Annotated in this window: 14 protein-coding genes and 1 riboswitch; of the genes, 5 read left to right on the top strand and 9 right to left on the bottom strand. The window is 71.5% G+C overall.

Annotation, left to right across the window (positions count from 1 at the left end):
* The first annotated feature begins 11 nt into the window (after nt 1-11).
* Entirely contained in the window at nt 12-2,522 is a 2,511-nt protein-coding gene (locus C3V38_RS05290) for an MMPL family transporter (RefSeq protein ID WP_106385216.1), read from the top strand.
* Here the strand turns inward: C3V38_RS05290 and C3V38_RS05285 are convergent.
* Nucleotides 2,519-2,983 carry a hypothetical protein gene (locus C3V38_RS05285; RefSeq protein ID WP_254425955.1) on the bottom strand — a complete coding sequence of 155 codons (465 nt, stop codon included), beginning with the start codon at nt 2,981-2,983 and terminating at the stop codon, nt 2,519-2,521. The two genes, C3V38_RS05290 and C3V38_RS05285, sit on opposite strands and share 4 nt — an antisense overlap.
* Here C3V38_RS05285 and C3V38_RS05280 point away from each other — a divergent pair.
* The gene (locus tag C3V38_RS05280; protein ID WP_061917901.1) at nt 2,982-4,124 is read left to right on the top strand and encodes an IS630 family transposase; all 1,143 of its coding nucleotides are present in this window, start codon (nt 2,982-2,984) and stop codon (nt 4,122-4,124) included. The two genes, C3V38_RS05285 and C3V38_RS05280, sit on opposite strands and share 2 nt — an antisense overlap.
* Before the next feature lie 20 nt (nt 4,125-4,144).
* Complete coding sequence (locus C3V38_RS05275; protein ID WP_254426084.1) at nt 4,145-4,822, top strand: TetR/AcrR family transcriptional regulator; 678 nt, start codon at nt 4,145-4,147, stop codon at nt 4,820-4,822.
* Here C3V38_RS05275 and C3V38_RS05270 read toward each other — a convergent pair.
* The 5 genes from C3V38_RS05270 to ggt form a co-directional block, all read right to left on the bottom strand.
* Nucleotides 4,819-5,658 (bottom strand): MBL fold metallo-hydrolase, encoded by an 840-nt coding sequence (locus C3V38_RS05270; RefSeq protein ID WP_106386369.1) that lies wholly within the window; start codon nt 5,656-5,658, stop codon nt 4,819-4,821. The two genes, C3V38_RS05275 and C3V38_RS05270, sit on opposite strands and share 4 nt — an antisense overlap.
* Complete coding sequence (locus C3V38_RS05265) at nt 5,658-6,545, bottom strand: ABC transporter ATP-binding protein (RefSeq protein WP_254426083.1); 888 nt, start codon at nt 6,543-6,545, stop codon at nt 5,658-5,660. The genes C3V38_RS05270 and C3V38_RS05265 overlap by 1 nt, the downstream gene beginning before the upstream one ends.
* Nucleotides 6,542-7,570: an iron ABC transporter permease gene (locus tag C3V38_RS05260; protein ID WP_106385214.1), complete on the bottom strand. Its 1,029-nt coding sequence runs from the start codon at nt 7,568-7,570 to the stop codon at nt 6,542-6,544. Before C3V38_RS05260 ends, C3V38_RS05265 begins: the two co-directional genes overlap by 4 nt.
* Nucleotides 7,567-8,481, bottom strand: a complete 915-nt coding sequence (locus tag C3V38_RS05255) for an ABC transporter substrate-binding protein (RefSeq protein ID WP_070722759.1) — start codon at nt 8,479-8,481, stop codon at nt 7,567-7,569. Before C3V38_RS05255 ends, C3V38_RS05260 begins: the two co-directional genes overlap by 4 nt.
* Before the next feature lie 114 nt (nt 8,482-8,595).
* A riboswitch (cobalamin riboswitch) is annotated at nt 8,596-8,656 on the bottom strand.
* Between the two features lie 136 nt (nt 8,657-8,792).
* On the bottom strand, nt 8,793-10,496 hold the full coding sequence (gene ggt, locus C3V38_RS05250; protein WP_106385213.1) for a gamma-glutamyltransferase: 1,704 nt from the start codon (nt 10,494-10,496) through the stop codon (nt 8,793-8,795).
* 303 nt (nt 10,497-10,799) lie between these two features.
* Here ggt and C3V38_RS05245 point away from each other — a divergent pair, with 303 nt between their 5' ends.
* On the top strand, nt 10,800-11,240 hold the full coding sequence (locus C3V38_RS05245) for a carboxymuconolactone decarboxylase family protein (protein WP_061917282.1): 441 nt from the start codon (nt 10,800-10,802) through the stop codon (nt 11,238-11,240).
* A gap of 101 nt (nt 11,241-11,341) precedes the next feature.
* Entirely contained in the window at nt 11,342-12,976 is a 1,635-nt protein-coding gene (locus tag C3V38_RS05240; RefSeq protein ID WP_061917269.1) for a long-chain fatty acid--CoA ligase, read from the top strand.
* A gap of 363 nt (nt 12,977-13,339) precedes the next feature.
* Here the strand turns inward: C3V38_RS05240 and C3V38_RS05235 are convergent, their stop codons facing one another.
* The 3 genes from C3V38_RS05235 to C3V38_RS05225 form a co-directional block, all read right to left on the bottom strand.
* The gene (locus tag C3V38_RS05235; protein ID WP_106385212.1) at nt 13,340-14,707 is read right to left on the bottom strand and encodes a cytochrome P450; all 1,368 of its coding nucleotides are present in this window, start codon (nt 14,705-14,707) and stop codon (nt 13,340-13,342) included.
* Between the two features lie 101 nt (nt 14,708-14,808).
* Nucleotides 14,809-16,470: an acyl-CoA dehydrogenase family protein gene (locus tag C3V38_RS05230; protein WP_106385211.1), complete on the bottom strand. Its 1,662-nt coding sequence runs from the start codon at nt 16,468-16,470 to the stop codon at nt 14,809-14,811.
* 40 nt (nt 16,471-16,510) lie between these two features.
* On the bottom strand, nt 16,511-17,335 hold the full coding sequence (locus tag C3V38_RS05225; RefSeq protein ID WP_061229799.1) for an acyl-CoA thioesterase II: 825 nt from the start codon (nt 17,333-17,335) through the stop codon (nt 16,511-16,513).
* Nucleotides 17,336-17,407 lie beyond the last annotated feature (72 nt).

Below are 17,407 nucleotides of genomic sequence, written 5' to 3'. Positions count from 1 at the left end.
GAGCCAAGCGCATGGCGTCATTTCTCTACCGGATCGGCCGATCGGCCTACCTGCACAGGTGGAGGTTCATCGTCGCGTGGTTGCTCATCATCGCGGGCATGGGCACGGCCGCCGCCACCCTGTCGCAGCAGACCACGAGCAGCTTCGAGATCCCCGGCCTCGAGTCGATCGAGACGCAGGAGGAGATCCAGGAGCGGTTCCCCGGCTCGCCCAGCCAGCTCGACGCGCCGACGGGCACCGTCGTCATCCGGGCGCCCGAGGGCAGCACCCTCACCGACCCGGCCGTGGCGGACGACGTCGACGCCTTCCTCGCGGAGGTGCGCGAGCTCGACTTCCTCACGGGTACCGAGGCGATCGTCAGCCCGGTGATGGCCGCTGAGGGCATGCGTCAGCAGATGACCGAGGCCAAGGCCGCGCAGGGCATCCCGCAGGAGAAGATCGACGCCGACCTCGCCGCGCTCAGCCCGCTGAGCGAGGACGGGACGACCGGCACGCTCCAGGTGCAGTTCGACGCCGAGACCACGATGAACGTCGAGGCCGAGGACCGCGAGGCCTTCGCCGACCTCGTCGCGGAGCATCAGGACGGCCTGACGATCGCCTACTCGGGTAACGCGTTCCAGACCTCCGAGATCAGCGCGACCGGCGAGATCATCGGTATCGCCGTGGCCGCCGTCATCCTCACCATCACGTTCGGCTCGCTCATCGCGGCGGGCCTGCCCCTGCTCGTCGGCGTGGTGGGTGTGGGCATCGGCATCGCCGGCATCTTCGCCGCCACCTCCTTCACGGACACGATCAGCAACTTCACGCCGACCCTGGCGTCGATGATCGGCCTCGCCGTGGGCATCGACTACGCCCTGTTCATCGTCTCCCGTTTCCGCACCGAGCTCGTCAAGCACATCGGCGGCAACGATCTCGAGCCCAGGGAGCTGGCGCAGCAACTCAAGACCATCCCGTTCCGCGAGCGCGCCCACCTCGCCGGGCTCGCGGTGGGCAAGGCAGGCTCCGCCGTGGTGTTCGCCGGCCTGACCGTGCTCATCGCGCTCGCCGCGCTGTCGATCATCAACATCCCGTTCCTCACGGCGATGGCGCTGTCCGCCGCCGCGACCGTCGCGGTCGCCGTCTTCGTCGCGATCACCCTGCTGCCGGCCGTCCTCGGCGCCGTCGGCACCAAGGTCTTCGGCGCCCGCGTCCCGGTGGTCAAGGCGCCGGACCCGGAGGACGAGAAGCCGACGATGGGCCTGACCTGGGTCCGCCGCGTCCGCAAGCACCCGATCCTGCACGCGGTCGTCGGCGTGGTGCTCCTGGGCCTGCTCGCGATCCCGGCCGCGCAGCTGCGGCTCGCCATGCCGTCCGACGGCACGATGTCGCCCGGCACGCCCAACCGCACCGCCTACGACCTCACGGCCGAGGCGTTCGGCCCGGGTCGCAACGCCCCGATGATCGCCCTCGTCGACACCCTCGAGGTCCCGGCGGAGGAGCGTCCGGCCGCGTGGGCCACCGCGGTCGAGGACATCCAGGCGGTGGACGGCGTCCGTAACGCGCAGATCGTCGAGTCCAACGAGGCCGGCGACGCCGCGCAGGTGCTCATCACGCCCGAGTACGGGGCGACCGACGAGCAGGCCGCGACGGTGCTGGACAACATCCGCGCGGGCATCGGCGAGTTCGAGGAGCAGACCGGCGGCACCTACTCCGTCACCGGCGTCACCCCGATCTACGAGGACATCTCCGAGCGTCTGTCCGAGGTGCTCCTGCCGTACATCGGCATCGTCCTGGCGCTCGCGTTCATCCTGCTAATGCTGGTGTTCCGCTCCATCTGGGTGCCGCTCATCGCGGCGCTGGGCTTCGGCCTGTCGGTGGCCGCCACCTTCGGCCTCACCGTCGCGCTCTGGCAGGAGGGCTGGGGCGGCATCATCTCCGATCCGCAGCCGATCATCAGCTTCCTGCCGATCATCCTCATCGGCATCGTGTTCGGTCTGGCGATGGACTACCAGGTCTTCCTCGTCACCCGCATGCGCGAGGGCTGGGTCCACGGCAAGACCGCGCAGAACGCCGTGGCCAACGGGTTCAAGCACGGCGCCCGCGTCGTCACCGCGGCCGCGCTCATCATGACCAGCGTCTTCGCCGCGTTCATGACGATCGACGAGCAGTTCATCAAGGTGATGGGCTTCGCGCTGGCCGTGGCCGTGCTGTTCGACGCCTTCGTCGTCCGCATGACGATCATCCCCGCGGTGATGTTCCTGCTCGGCGAGCGCGCGTGGAAGATCCCGCGCTGGCTCGACCGGATCCTGCCGCCCGTGGACGTCGAGGGGTCCGCGTTGGAGGACGTCGGTGCGGACGGTCCCCGCGGGGCCAGGGACCGGGCCGGAATCGGTGACGACGACGAGGTGGTCGATCCCGACGCGTTGGCAGAGGGCCGGCATTCCGCCGAGACCGTTGCCGCCCAGTCCCCGGGCGCCGGTAGGCACGAGCTCGACAGCGGCGCTGACGGTGGGGGTGGCGTCGGGACGCGGGCCGATGGCTAGTGGGCATCTCCGTTAGTTCGTCGGGGGTCGGTGATCCAGGCGGTGGGGTCGCCGAGATAGAGGCCGCAGGCGGTGTCGAGGGCTTCTGCGGGAGTGCCTGAGGGCCATCCGTTTGGCAGGGCGGCTTGCTGGTAGTCGTCGTGGCTGGCGCGGTAGATCGCAAAACCCCACTGGCTGGCTGATCCGGCGTAGCGCAGTCGGCAGAGCTTGACTTCGTCCCCGTCGGTCAAGGTGGCATCGATGTAGGCGAATCCGGCCCGGTAGCGGGTGTGCAGGGCCTGGATCTGGGGCCACCGTTCGGCAGCGCGGGCCAGGAGTTTCTGTCGCAGTGAGGTCTGTGTCGAGTCGGGGATCTTGGCCATGGTCTCCATCATCGCCGCCGCCGTTTCTCGCCCTCGACTTTCGGCTTGTTCCGGCGTGGCGGCTTGGCGGGCGCCGCTGGGTGCGTCAGAAATGAACATGCCTCCCACCAGCGCCGTTATCGTCATCCTGTCCGGCAAAGAACGCGACGTGCTGACCCGCCGCGCGCACGCTGCTCGTTGTGCGCACCGCGATGTACTGCGAGCCCGGATCGTCCTGGCGGCCGCTGCCGGTGATGCCAACGCTGCGATCGCCCGCGAGGTCGGGGTGTGCGAAGACACGGTGCGCCAGTGGCGGCATCGGTTCTGCACCGAGCGCCTGGAGGGTCTCAAAGATCGGCCCCGCTCGGGACGACCGCGAGTGTTCACCCCCGTCGAGGTCGCCCAGGTCAAAGCGTTGGCGTGTACGCGCCCGGCTGACCACGGTCTGCCACTGACCAGATGGTCGGCCGCCGAGTTGAGAGCCCACGCCGTGGCCACAGGGCTGGTGCGCCCCGTGGCGTCGGCGACGATCGGGCGCTGGCTGGCCGCAGATGCGATCAAGCCGTGGCAGCACCGGTCGTGGATTTTTCCCCGCGACCCCGACTTCGCCGTCAAGGCCGCCCGGGTGCTGGACCTGTACCACCGGCGCTGGAACGGCGTTGCTCTCGGCGACGATGAGTACGTCATCAGTGCGGACGAAAAATCACAGCTCCAAGCCCTCAAACGCCGTCACGCCGAGACTCCCGCCAGGCCCGGTCAGCCGCGGCGCGTGGAGTTCGAGTACCGCCGCGGTGGGACGTTGGCCTACTTCGCCGCCTACGACGTCCACCAGGCCCGCGTGATGGGGATGACCGCACCCAAGACAGGGATCGCCCCGTTCACCGAACTGGTCGAGCAGGTGATGACCCAAGAGCCATACGCATCCGCGAAGCGAGTGTTCTGGGTCGTCGACAACGGCTCATCCCACGCAGGTCAGGCCTCGAAAGACCGGATGCGTCATGCGTTTCCCAACGCGGTCCTGGTGCACCTTCCGGTGCACGCCTCGTGGCTCAACCAGGTCGAAATCTACTTCTCGATCCTGCAGCGCAAAGCCATCGCCACCGGCGACTTCGCAGACCTCGACGATCTCGCCGCACGCATCCTCGCGTTCCAGGATCGCTACAACCGAAGCGCCGAACCGTTCGGCTGGAAGTACACCCGCGACGACCTCAACCGCCACCTCGACCGCCTCAACAACGACGGCACCCTCCGCGCAGCATGACCCCCGACGAACTAACGGAGATGCCCACTAGCCTGCGCGAGCGGAAGAAGGCCGACACCCGCACCCGTCTCTCGGCGGCCGCCGTGGAACTCCTGGTCGCCGAGGGGGTGGAGGGCGCGACCGTGTCGGCGATCGCCGGGCGGGCGGGGGTCTCCACCCGGACGTTCCACAACTACTTCGCCCACCGCGAGGACGCGTTCGTGCACTTCCTGAGCGAGCAGATCGCCGAGTTCGTGCGGCAGGTGGACCGGGCGGACGCGGACCTCACCCCCGTGGACATCTTCCGCACGATGTTCCGGGAGCTCTACGGGCGCTCGTCGGACGATATCGAGGCCGCCGACAACCTGCTCGTCGCCGGGGAACAGATCGGTCTCATGCTCTCCAGCGACGCCCGGTCGTGCATCGCCGAGCAGATCCTCGACCCGTTGTACGAGGCGATCAGCCGCCGGGAGCCGCAGCTCAGCGACTTCCGGGTCCGCGTGCTGGTGGACTTGAGCCTGGCCGTCGGTGCGTCGGTGCTGCGCCACCGCCCGCGCGGCGGTCAGGCGCCCGACGACGCCGAGCAGATCGGCAGCGACCAGCTGCACGGCAACGGCGAACAGGAGGCGCTGAAGAGCCGCGCGGCCTACCTGGACGAGGCGTTCGATGTCCTGGAGAGCGGCGCGGGCAACCTGCTGCGGGGCGACGGGCGCCGCTAGCGCGGTTCGCGGTCCCCGGGAGCTGGGTGGCGGCGGACGCAGCTGACCACCTCGCCGTCGACCCCGGCCCGGGCGCCGAGCTCGCGTAACCGCGCGTCGAGGACGTCGGGTGGCGGATTGTGGTGACCCAGGTGCACGGCCACCACCTCGGTCGAGTCGATCACCGCGCCCACCTCGCGGAGTCGGGCGAGCATGTCGGCGAATCGGGGAAGGCCCAGGTGTGCGGGGGAGAGCTCCTCGCGGTCGCCGAGGGTCTCCTCCAGGAAGACCGCGTCGAAGCGGGCGTCCCGGACCGCGGCGAACCAGTCCTCGTCCCACGGACCGGTGTCGGTGGCCCACAGCAGCCGCGCGCCGTCGGGTCCGGTGAGGTCGTAGAGCACGGCGTCGCCGTCGCGGAAGACCCGGTGCCGGGCCGGCAGCACCCGGACGTCGTAGCGGCCCACGGTGAGCCGGTCCCCAGCCGCGACCGGGACGAACCGCACCGGGTCGTCCGGGCCGACCCACGGGCGGCACACCTCGAGCGCGTCGGCGGGACCGATCAGCTCGAGCCCGCCCGCCCCCGGGACCCAGGAGCGGTAGAGCAACGCCTGCGGACCGAGATGGTCGGCATGGGCGTGGGTGATGAGCAGATGTCTGACCGACGCCAGGGTGCGCCCGAGCCGCACCGCCGCGCCGGGGGCCTCCGGGCCGCAGTCGATCAGCAGCTCGTCGTCGACAAGCGCGCAGGTCTGGCCACGCACCACGCCGAGCCGGCGTGCCTCACCGCACGACACGCACCGGCAGAACGGGTTGGGCCAGCCGTCGGCCGCGCCCGTACCCAGCAGCACGACCTCCATCACGGCGCGCACTCCCCGGGCGTCCGGCGCCCGGGCGCGCCCTCCTCGCCGGGCCCCGCTCCCGCGCCGCGCAGGGGCAGCACCGCCGGGCCGTCGGGACGCTCCAGGACCTCGACGCGCGCGCCGTACACCTGCGCCACCCGCTCGGCGGTGAGCACCTCCTCCGGCCGACCGTCAGCCACGACGCGCCCGCCGTCGAGCAGCACCAACCGCTCGCCGTAGTGCGCGGCCGAAGTGAGGTCGTGCATGGCCGCGACCACCGTCAGCCCGCTTTCGCGGCGCATCGAGTCGACCAGGTCCAACACCTGCTGCTGGTGACCGATGTCCAGGGCGCTGGTGGGCTCGTCGAGCAGCAGCACCCGCGGCTCCTGCGCCAGCGAGCGACCGAGCACCACCCGCTGGAGCTCGCCGCCGGACAGGGTGGTCGCGGTGCGGGCGGCGAGATCGTGCAGGTCCAGGCGGTCGATGACGCTCTCGACGATCTCGTGGTCGCGGGCCGACTCCGTCCCGAAGCGCGCGATGTGCGGCGTGCGGCCGAGGCGGATGAGCTCGCGCGCGGTGACGCCCTCCGGCACCACTGGGCGTTGCGGCATCATCGCCACCGTCCGCGCGACGCGGCGGCGACCCGCGCGGCGCGGCGCGAACCCGTCGACCTCGATTCGCCCCGACGCGGGGATGAGGCCCGCGAGCGCGAACAGCAGGGTGGTCTTGCCAGAGCCGTTGGGGCCGACCAGCGACACCCAGGACCCGGCGGGTACCGAGAGGTCGATGCCGTGCAGGACCGGCGTGCGGTCGCGGGCCACGTGGAGGTCCCGGCAGGACAGGGCGGGGCGGCGTGGTGCGGCCGGGCTCGAGGGGGCCCGGCGCGCGGGGTCGGCCGGGCTCATATCTGCCCCCGACTGCGGCGCAGGACCACGAGGAAGAACGGGGCGCCGATCGCGGCGGTGACCACGCCGATCGGCAGCTCGGCCGGGCTCATGGCGGTGCGGGCCACGACGTCGGCGAGGATGAGGAACGTCGCCCCGGCCAGCAGGGACGTGGGCAGCAGCAGCCGGTGGCCGGGGCCGATGAGCATGCGCACGGCGTGCGGGATGACGATGCCGACGAACCCGATGAGGCCCGAGACGGAGACGACCGCCGCCGTGCCGAGGGTCGCGACGCTGATGAGGATGAGGCGCACGCGCGCGGGGGCGATGCCCAGCGTGGCGGCCTCGACGTCGCCGACCGCCATCACGTCGAGCATGCGCCGGAACAGGGCGATCACCGCCACCGAGATCAGCACGTACGGCAGGACCGTCCGCACGTCGGCCCAGCCGCTCGTGGTGAGGCGACCGAGCATCCACGAGTACACCTGCCGCAGCGTGTCGTCGTGACGCTGCATGAAGAAGGTCTGGATGGCGCTCGCGAACGCGGCCACCGCGACGCCGGCGAGGATGATGACGACCTCGCTGCGTCCGCCGCCGACACTGCGGCCCAGCGTGTAGGTGGCCAGCACTGCGATCATGCCGCCGGCGAACGCGGCGGGCGGCACCATCGCCGAGCCCATCGCGCCGCCCGCGACGATCGCCAGGGTGGCGCCCAGCCCCGCCCCGCTGGACACCCCCAGCAGGTACGGGTCGGCGAGCGGGTTGCGGAATACGCCCTGGTAGGTGGCCCCGGCGATCGCGAGCATCGCGCCGACGATCGCGCCCAGCACCACGCGTGGGATGCGGATCTCCCACAGGATCACCTGCTGGCGCTCGGTGAGGCCGGAGTCCACCGCGATGAGCGGCAGGCGGTCGAGCAGGTCGAGCAGCACCCCGCCGGCGGTGAGTCCGGCCGGGCCGATGAGGGTGCCCAGCAGCATCGCCGCGCCGAAGAGCAGCGTCGCCCCGCCCAGCACGAGGGCGTGGCGGGGCGACGGGCGGGTCACGGGGTGGGCTGGGTCGCGGGCTGGTCGGCGGGGATCTGCGCGACGATCGCGGCGACCTCACGCATGAAGTCCACGATGCGCGGGCCCCAGCGGCTGGCCAGGTCCTCGTCCACCACGTGGACGCGGTCCTCGCGCACGGCGGTGAGCCCGTCCCAGCCGGGACGCTGCGCCACGGTCTCCGGGGTCACGCCGCAGCACTGACCGTCGGCCAGGAAGATGAGGTCCGGGTCGGCCTCGAGGATGAGTTCCTCGGACAGCTGCGGGTAGGTGTCGTCGCCGGTGGCGATGGAGGTCAGGCCGAGCATGGAGTAGACCTCGCCGACGTAGGTGGCGTCGGTGACGGTGTAGTAGGTGTCGTCCAGTTCGTGGAAGTACGTCAGCGGCGTCTCGCGCTCGGGCACCGAGGCGACGATCCCGTCGATCTCGGTCTGCATCTCCGACACCAGCTCGGCGGCCTCGCCGATGTTGCCGGTGGCCGCGCCGACCTGCTCGAGCTGGGTGTACGTCTCGTCGAGGGTCTGGGCGGCCGGCAGCTGGAGCACCTCGACGCCCGAGCGCTCGAGCCCGGCCACGATGTCGGCGTTGTCGTCGGTGAGCACGACCAGGTCGGGGCCGTAGCCCAGGATCGCCTCGAGGTTGGGCGTGTAGCCGGACAGGTCGGTGACCGGCGCTTCCTCGGGGAAGTCGGACCGCTCGTCCACCGCCACTACCTGGTCGCCGGCGCCGACGGCGTAGAGCATCTCGGTGGTCGTGGGGCTCAGGGAGACGATGGCCTGCGGCTCGTCGGCCGCCGCGCCGGTCTGATCGGCGGGGGCGGGGTCCTCGCCGTCGGAGCCGCTGCACGCGGTGGCGACGAGCGCCAGGGCGGCCAGCGGCGCGATCAGCAGGGAACGGGCTCGTGGGTGGGGCATGGCATCCTCCGCGGCTCGGAGGACGAAAACAGCTCGGGCCGCGGCGGTGGGGCCGCTGCACGCGACCGTCCTTCGTCCGAGGTCAGTACGTACGGCTACCGCGGCACCGGCCGACCTGGCTCGCCCGTCCGGGGACGGGATCACAGTTGCGGGACAGCGCCGGATTCACACCGACTTCCGCCGAGTTGCCGCGGGGCGCCCGGCGCAGGTGGCCGGACCTCTCGAGGGTAGCCGAGCAGGCGCGGCGGGCAGAAGCCGCCGCCGCGCCGACCAGCGCCCCGCCGCCGAGCGCCCGGGCCGACGGCGCCGCGTCACCCGCCCAGCACGACCCCCTCGCGCCGCGGGTCGGCGCCGCCGATCAGCGTGCCGTCGGACTGACGCAGGATCGACGAGAGGCCCGACGACTGCTCCTCGGTGGAGACCTCGTGGCCGCGCTCGGTGAGCCACCGGGTCAGCTCGGAGTCATCGGTCACCGCCGGGTGCTCGCCACCGATCGCGGTCTCGGGCGAGTTGATCGCCCCGAACGATGGCGAGCTCACGGCCTGCTGCGGGTCGAGGTCCCAGTCGAGCATCCCGACGAGCGTCTTGACGACGAACTGGATGATCCGGGACCCGCCGGGCGAGCCGACCACCGCGCGCAGCTCGCCGCGCGCGAGCGGCGTGCCGTCGAACACCAGCGTGGGGGCCATGGACGAGCGCGGCCGCTTCCCGGGCTGGACGCGGTTGGCCTGTAGTTCCCCGGCCTCGTCGCGCGGCTCGGCGGCGAAGTCGGTGAGCTGGTTGTTGAGCAGGAACCCCTCGACCATCTGGAAGGAGCCGAACGCGGACTCGATGGTCGTGGTGAGCGCGGCGGCGTTGCCCTGCGCGTCGACGATGCTGATGTGCGTGGTCCCGTGCTCGGGGCCGGTGAACACGCCGCGGGCGTCGAAGGGGAAGTCGCCGGGCTCGGCCTCGCCCATGGACCGTTCGGTGTCGATGAGGCCGGCGCGTCCGGCGAGGTAGCCGGGGCGCAGCAGGGTCATCGCGGAGCCCAGCGGCGGCGGCACGAAGCGCGGGTCGGCGATGTAGACGTCGCGGTCGGCGTAGGCGAGCCGCTCGGCCTCGGTGACCAGGTGCACGGCCTCGGGGGCGGGCAGGCCGCCGTCGGGTCCGACGTCGGTCGGCGGGTACGCGGCGAGGTCGGACTCGGCGAGCATGGCCAGGGTCGAGGCGACGGCGGTGCCCCCCGAGGACGGCGGCGCCATGCCGCACACGGCGTGGTCGCGGTACGGGCTGCACACGGGGTCGCGCGTGACGGCCTCGTAGCCGGCCAGGTCGTCGAGGGTCATGGCGCCGGGGGTGATGCCCTCGCGCTCGGTGCTGACCTGGTCGACGATCGCCTCGGCGATCGCGCCGGTGTAGAACGCGTCGGCGCCCTCGGTGGCCACGGCGGACAGGGTCTTGGCGTAGGCGGGGTTGGTGAGGCGCGTCCCGGCGGGTTTCCCGGTGTCGCCGTCGAGGAAGTACCCGGCGGCGTCGGGGTCGCGGGCCAGGTCCGCGGCGGAGGCGGCGATGGATTCGGCCAGGCGTGGGCTGATCTCGAAGCCGTCGTCGGCCAGCAGCACCGCGGGGTCGAACAGGTCGCGCCACTCGCGCTCGCCGTGGTCGGCGTGGGCCGTCTCGAGCAGGCGGAGGATGCCGGGCACGCCGATGGACCGCCCGCTGCGCCGCGCGTCGGGCTGCGGTGCGGCGGTGTCGTCGGGCGAGATGTGCCGGAGGTAGTCGACGGTGGCGGCGGCGGGCGCGGTCTCCCGGCCGTCGTACGTTTCGACCTGCCCGGACTCGGCGTCGTAGTGCACGAGGAATCCGCCGCCGCCAAGGCCGGAGGACTGCGGCTCGACCAGCCCGAGGACGGCCTGGGCGGTGACCAGGGCGTCGGCGGCGGTACCGCCGTCGGCGAGGACCTCGCACGCCGCCCGGGTCGACAGCGGGTGCGCGGTGGAGACCGAGTACGACGCGGTGGCGACGGGCCGCATCCCGGTGCGGAACCCGGTGGCGACGACGACGAGGTGGCCGTCGCGTCCTCCTCGGCCCCTCCGGGCTCGGTCGAGCAGGCCGACAGCGCCAGGACGGGCGCGAGTCCGAGCGCGAGGACCGCGCGTGCGATCCGTCGGGTTGTCCGAGAGTGCATGGCGGGCCGCCTTCCCGAGCCGGATACCTGTCCCCAGAGTGCTCCGCCGGCGGGGCGGGCGTGGCGCTTTCGGCGGAGACGGGACAGGGGAGGATGGTCGGTGCCTCACGAGGCACTGACGGATGACGCCCAGTGGAAGGACCAGCAGATGACGACGACGAGTTCCGCCGACAACGGGCCAGCGGCCCGGGACCTGCGCGAGCAGGGATTCGCGACCAGGCGGGAGGTGATGGGGGACGCCTTCGTCGACCGGGCGATGGACCGGGCGGCCGGGACGGCGTCGGAGGCCATCCAGTACGTGGTCACCGAGAACGTGTGGGGCAACATCTGGGACCGGCCGGGCCTGGGTCGGCGGGACAGGAGTCTGCTCAACATCGGCATGCTGGTGGCGCTGCGCGCGAACGCCGAGCTGGCCGGCCACGTCCGCGGGGGCCTGACCAACGGGCTGACGCGGGAGGAGATCACCGAGGCCGTCATCCACGCCTCGGGGTACTGCGGGGCGCCCGCCGCCCTGTCGGCGATGAAGACGGTCCAGGAGGTGTTCGACGCCCTCGACGCCGAAGCGGGCGATTCCCCCCTGAGCGGATAGGTCGGAAGGGGTCGGGAGTAGTCTCGACCTTCAGAGTGATCTACGGCATACCCACGCGTCCCCTCAGGTCACGCACGCCCCGCGAGTAAGGAGTCCCGCCCATGCGCAGCACGATGATGCCGGAGCAGCTGAACATCAGCACGATCCTGCAGTTCGGTTCGACCGTCCACGCCGATGCCGTGGTCACCACCTGGACCGCGGAGGGGCCGCGCAAGCTCTCGTTCGGCGATCTCGGCAAGCGCGCTGCGCAGCTGGCCCACGCCCTGCGGTCGCTGGGGATCGACGGTGACCAGCGGGTCGCCACCTTCCAGTGGAACAACTCCGAGCACCTGGAGGCCTACCTGGCCATCCCGTCGATGGGCGCGGTGCTGCACCCGCTCAACATCCGGCTTTTCCCGGACCAGCTCGAGTTCGTGGCCAACCACGCCGAGGACAAGGTCGTCATCGTCGACCCGAGCCTGATCCCGCTGCTGCAGCCGCTCCTGCCCCGCTTCTCGACGGTCGAGCACGTGATCGTGACCGGTGGTGGCGCCGCGAGCCTGGAGGCTCCCGAGGGCGTGCAGGTGCACGACTACGAGGCGCTCCTGGCCGCGCAGCCCACGGAGTTCGAGTGGCCGGAGGTCGACGAGAACTCAGCCGCCGCGATGGCCTACACCTCGGGCACGACCGGCGACCCGAAGGGCGTCGTCTACTCGCACCGCTCGATCTACCTGCACTCGATGCAGGTGTGCATGTCCGACGGCATGGACATCTCGGTGGATGACAACGTCCTGGCGATCGTCCCGATGTTCCACGCCATGTCGTGGGGCCTGCCGTACGCCGCGTTCATGGTGGGCGCCTCGCTGCTCATGCCGGAGCGGTTCCTGCAGCCCGAGCCGCTCGCCGCGATGATCGCCTCCGAGCGTCCCACGCTGGCCGCCGCCGTGCCGACCATCTGGATGGCCTTGGATGCCTACAGCGTGGACCACCCCGTGGACATGTCGAGCTTCCGCGCCGTGGTGGTGGGCGGCAGCTCCTGCCCGCCGGAGTTGATCCGTAAGTTCAAGGAGCGCTACGGGATCAACATCATCCACGCCTGGGGGATGACCGAGACCTCGCCCATCGGCACGCTGTCGCGGCCCAAGGCGGAGCTGCCGGAGGAGAAGCAGTTCCAGCTGCGGACCACCCAGGGTCGTTTCCTCGCGGGCGTCAAGGCGCGGATCGTCGACGACGCCGGCAACGAGTTGCCGTGGGACGGCGAGTCTGTGGGCGAGCTGCAGGTCCGCGGCCCGTGGATCACCGGAAGCTACTACAAGGTCGACAACTCGGACTCGTTCGATGACGGCTGGCTGCGCACCGGCGACGTGGGTTACGTGCGGCCCGAGGGCTTCCTCCAGCTGACCGACCGCGCCAAGGACATCATCAAGTCCGGCGGCGAGTGGATCTCCTCGGTCGAGGTGGAGAACTACCTGCTCGAGCACCCGGCCGTGGCCGAGGCGGCCGTTGTCGGTGTGCCGGATCCCAAGTGGGACGAGCGCCCGCTGGCCGCGATCGTCGTCAAGGAGGGCATCCCCGATCCGGACGTCGAGGAGCTCCGCGCGCACCTGGCACAGCGGATGGCCAAGTGGCAGGTGCCGGAGCGCTTCGCCTTTGTCGACGAGATCCCCAAGACCTCGGTCGGCAAGCTGGACAAGAAGCGCATCCGCGCCTCGCATTCGGAGGGCGAGCTCGAGGTGATCAACGCCCTCGAGAACTGACCGCCGCCCCGCCGCCCCACCGCCCGGGTCCTCCGCCCCGCCGCCCGAGTCCGCCGGGCATGGCCGCCGGGCGGCGGTTCGCCCATCGAAAAGACGGTTCCGCACGCGCCCACTCGGCCGACGCGGGCGGAACCGTCTTCTCGTCGGACAGCGGGGCTGCCGGCCGCCCGCCCGGCGCTCAGCTCACCTATCGGATCTCTCGCCACCTACCAGATCCCCACGCCGCCTATCGCGATCTGCGCCACCTAGCGGATCCGGTAGGCGCCGCGGAATCGGATAGGTGGCGCCGGCGCGGGCGACTCTAGCTGCGCATATGCCCGCGCCCGCACCCGGAGCAGGTGCGGGCGGGTGGGCGGCGGCGGGTCAGGCGTGGACGCGCGAGAGCGGGCGCAGCGACACGGGCAGCCCGTCGCCGGGGTAGGGCAGCGAGTCGTTCTTCATGGGCGGGGAGTAGTCCAGCGGCACCGACCACTCGAAGTGGCGCAGCAGCGCGCTCAGCACGAGCTTCGACTCGAGGTTGGCGAAGATCATGCCGAGGCACTTGTGCACACCTCCGCCGAAGGGCTCCCACGCGAAGCGGTGCGACTTGTCCTCCCGCCGCTCCTCGGAGAACCGCTCCGGGTCGAAGATCTCCGGATCCGTCCAGTACTCGGGCATGTGGTGCGAGTACAGCGGCATCACCGAGATGAGCCGGCCGGTCGGGATCTCCACCCCCAGGATCTCGGTGTCCTTGACCGTCTTGCGGGCCAGCACCGGAACCGGCGGGTGCAGACGCAACGTCTCCTTCATCACCAGCGCGAGGTCAGGCAGCTCCTCCAGCTCGGCCAGGCTCGGGTTCGGGCCCAGCGCCAGGCACTGCCGACGCAGCCGCTCCTGCCATTCCACGTCGCGGCCGAGCTCGTAGACCATGGACGTCACCGTGCTGGTCGTGGTGTCATGCGCGGCCATCAGCAGGAAGATCATCTGGTTGATGATGTCGTCGTCGTCGATCCCGCCGGAGGCGTCCGCCACCTGACACAGCGCGGAGAACAGGTCCTCTCCCGGATTCGCGCGGCGGGCCGGAAGATGGCGGCGGAGGAACTCCTCCAGCAGCCGGCGGCCGCGGGTGGCGCGGCCCCACTTGGTGAACGGCACCGGGGCCGTCGACCGGACGTACCCGTTGGCCGCCTGCACGCAGTCGACGAAAGCCGTGTTCACACGGTCGATCTCGCCGGGAACGGCGTACTCGGCGCCGCCCATGAACACGTCGGTCGCCAGGTCGAGCGTGTGCGACTTGAGTGCGGGGTAGATCCGGAACGCCCGGTCCGGCGACCAGGACGCGATTCCCGCGTCGACGAGCGGCGCGAGCGTCCGCGTGTAGCCCTCGAGCCGGGGGCGGGTGAACGCCTCCTGCATGATCTGCCGGTAGTGCTTGTGCTCCTCGAAGTCGAGCAGCATCAGCCCGCGATTGAAGAACGGCCCCACCAGGTATCCCCAGCCCGGGCCGCTGGCGAACGCCTTGTCGCCGTTCTGCAGAGCGGCCTGGCACGCGTCGGGGCCGATGAGCGCGGTCCTGGTCCGGCCGAGGAGGTTGAGATCGGAGACCGGGCCGTGGTCGCGATAGCGACGGGCCATCGCGGACAGTGGGTCGTGCACATATTCCAGCGTCTTGCCCAGCACCGGCAGGTGGGAGCGCAGCGGCGCGGGCCCGGGACGGAAGACCTTCTCGCGCGGCTCACCGGAAATTGACATACAGCACCTCGTTGTGGGGATGCCCCCAGTGTGTGACACGGCTCACGTGCTGTCACGCGATTTCCGAAACCGGCGGTGTCGTTTCTCTGCCGCGCGCCGGGTCAGGCCCTCTCGACCAGTGCGCGGATGTCCACACCGTCGGGCAGGGCGCCGTACTCGGCCGAGCGGTCGTCGCCGAGGCGGGCCAGGCAGAACGCCTCCGCGACCGGGGCGGGGGCGTGGGCGAGCAGCACGGCGGCCTGCTGGGCCAGCGCCATCGACTCGACCAGCCGTCGGGCGATCCCGGGCGCCGCGCCCGGGTCGGCGGCGGCCCGGCTCACGAGGCCGCGCACCCGCTCGACGTGCCGGTCGTAGAGATCGTGGGCGCCCAGCTGCGCGGACAGTTCGGCGTCGAACGCCGCCACTGACTCCGGTTCCCGGGCCATCGCCCGCAGCACGTCCAGGGCGATGACGTTGCCCGAGCCCTCCCACACCGCCAGCACCGGCTGCTCCCGGTAGCGGCGTGCGAGTGGGAACGCCTCGGTATAGCCGTTGCCGCCCAGGCACTCCAGCGACTCGTAGGCGTGGTTCGGCCCGCGCTTGCAGACCCAGTACTTCGCCACCGCGGTGGCCAGCCGACGGTAGGGGGCGAATTCCTCGTCGTCGTACGCCGACGCCAACCTCAAGGCCGTCCACGTCGCGGCCTCGGACTCGAGCTGCAGGTCGGCCAGGACGGCCGCCATCGCGGGCTGGTCGACGAGTGTCGCGCCGAACGCCGCCCGGTGCCGGGCGTGCCACGCGGCCTCGGCCACGCCCTGCCGCATTCCCGCCGCGGCGCCGAGCACACAGTCCAGCCGGGTGCGGCCGACCATCTCGATGATCGTGCGCACGCCGCGACCGGGCTCGCCGACCATCCAGCCGAGCGTCCCGTCGAACTCCACCTCGGAGGAGGCGTTGGACTTGTTGCCGAGCTTGTCCTTGAGCCGCTGCACGAGGAACGGGTTGCGCTCGCCGCCCGGCAGCACGCGCGGGACGAGGAAGCAGCTCAGCCCCTCCGGAGCCTGCGCCAGCACGAGGAACGCGTCCGACTGCGGCGCCGAGCAGAACCACTTGTGGCCCCGCAGGACATGGCAGCCCGAGTCGCCCGCGCCCACGGAGCCGCCGGCGGTGACGGGTTCGGCGGTCGTGGTGTTGGCGCGGACGTCCGAGCCGCCCTGCTTCTCGGTCATCGCCATCCCGAACAGCACGCCCGACTTGGTGGCGGGGTCGCGCAGCTCCGGGTCGTAGACGCGGGAGAGCAGCGCGGGCTCCCATTCGGCGGCCAGCTCCGGGCTCAGGCGCAACGACGGAACCACGGCGTGGGTCATGGACAGCGGGCACCCGTGCCCGGCCTCGACCTGCGAGACCAGCATGAACCCGGCGGCCCGCTCGACGTTCGCGCCCTGCCCGGGGTCGGCCCACGCCGAGGTGTGCAGTCCGTGGGCCACCGAGTACTCCATGATGCGGTGGTAGGCGGGGTGGAACTCGATCTCGTCGACGCGGTTGCCCCACCGGTCGTGCGAGTGGTGCACGGGCGGGCGGGTGTTGGCGAGCTCGGCGTCGTGTTGGTACTGCGCGGTGCCGACGTGGCGGCCGATCTCGTGGAACCCCTCGATCCGCGCGTGCGGGGAGAAGGTCGCCACCGCGTCCTGCAGCGCCGGGTTGAGGGCGAACTCGTCCACGTCGACCCGCGGCGGAGCCTGGTTGAGGACCTCGTGGGTGGAATGGTTTCGGGTCGCCGACATGGGCCGTCCTAACTCTTGAAGTACTGAGCTCCTGAAGTACTCAGCCTTTGAAATACATAAGCTGCGTGCCCGTCGCCAGCAGCGTCCCGTCGCGACCCCACAGGCGCGCGGCCTCGTCGTGGTAGTTGCCGTGGAAGCGGTGCGAGTGCACGCTGCCCAGCAGGAAGTCGGTGCCCTGGGCGGCGATCTCGTCGGCGGTGGCCAGGAAGTGGATCGTCAGCGTCACCGTGCCCGCGGGGACCGGCCGACCGAGCCGCAGGAATGCGCGCGGGAAGAACGAATCGCACATGGCCGTCAGCGCGAGATGGTCGAGACCGCGGGCCGGGGCGTCGCGGATCCACATCGTCGTCGTCGACCCCGGGCTCTCCTCGCCCGCCGCGACGGCCTCCCATCCCCCCTCGACGAACCGCATGTCGTAGTTCTCCACCCACTTCACGCCGCGGTCGGCGCCGGCGGAGGGCAGCTCCTCCGGAGCGGGTACGGCGGGCGCGGCGGCCTCGGTCTCCGACCACGTCTCCCGCCGCAGCCCGGTGATGGCCGTGGCGGTGGTGACCACGTCGTCGCCCTGGCGCATCTCGATCCACCAGTGCTGGTTGGAGCGGTTGGTGCGGGCGGGGCGCGCCTCGATGAGGAACTCGCCGTCGGCGACGGGCCCGGCGTAGTTGAGGGTCAGCGCGAGCGGGTCGCCGTGCCGCTCGGGGTGCTGCAGGACCGCGGCCAGCATCGTCGCCGCCGTGGTGCCGCCGAACGGGCCGACCATGTTGGCGTACGCCTCGTGCGTGCGGCCGCGGTAGAGGTTCTCGCCGAGCGGCTCCAGCGCCACCACCTCATCGAGCACGTGCGTGGCGGTGTCCTGACTGGTCACGGGGCCTCCTGTGGGGCGGGCGGGGCGTCGCCGCCGGGGGCGCGTGCGGGCGGCGTTGGGCTCACCGTACCG

This window comes from Dietzia sp. oral taxon 368, assembly GCF_002999155.1.
Lineage (GTDB): Bacteria > Actinomycetota > Actinomycetes > Mycobacteriales > Mycobacteriaceae > Dietzia > Dietzia cinnamea.
This window is presented reverse-complemented; position numbering and strand designations above follow the sequence as displayed.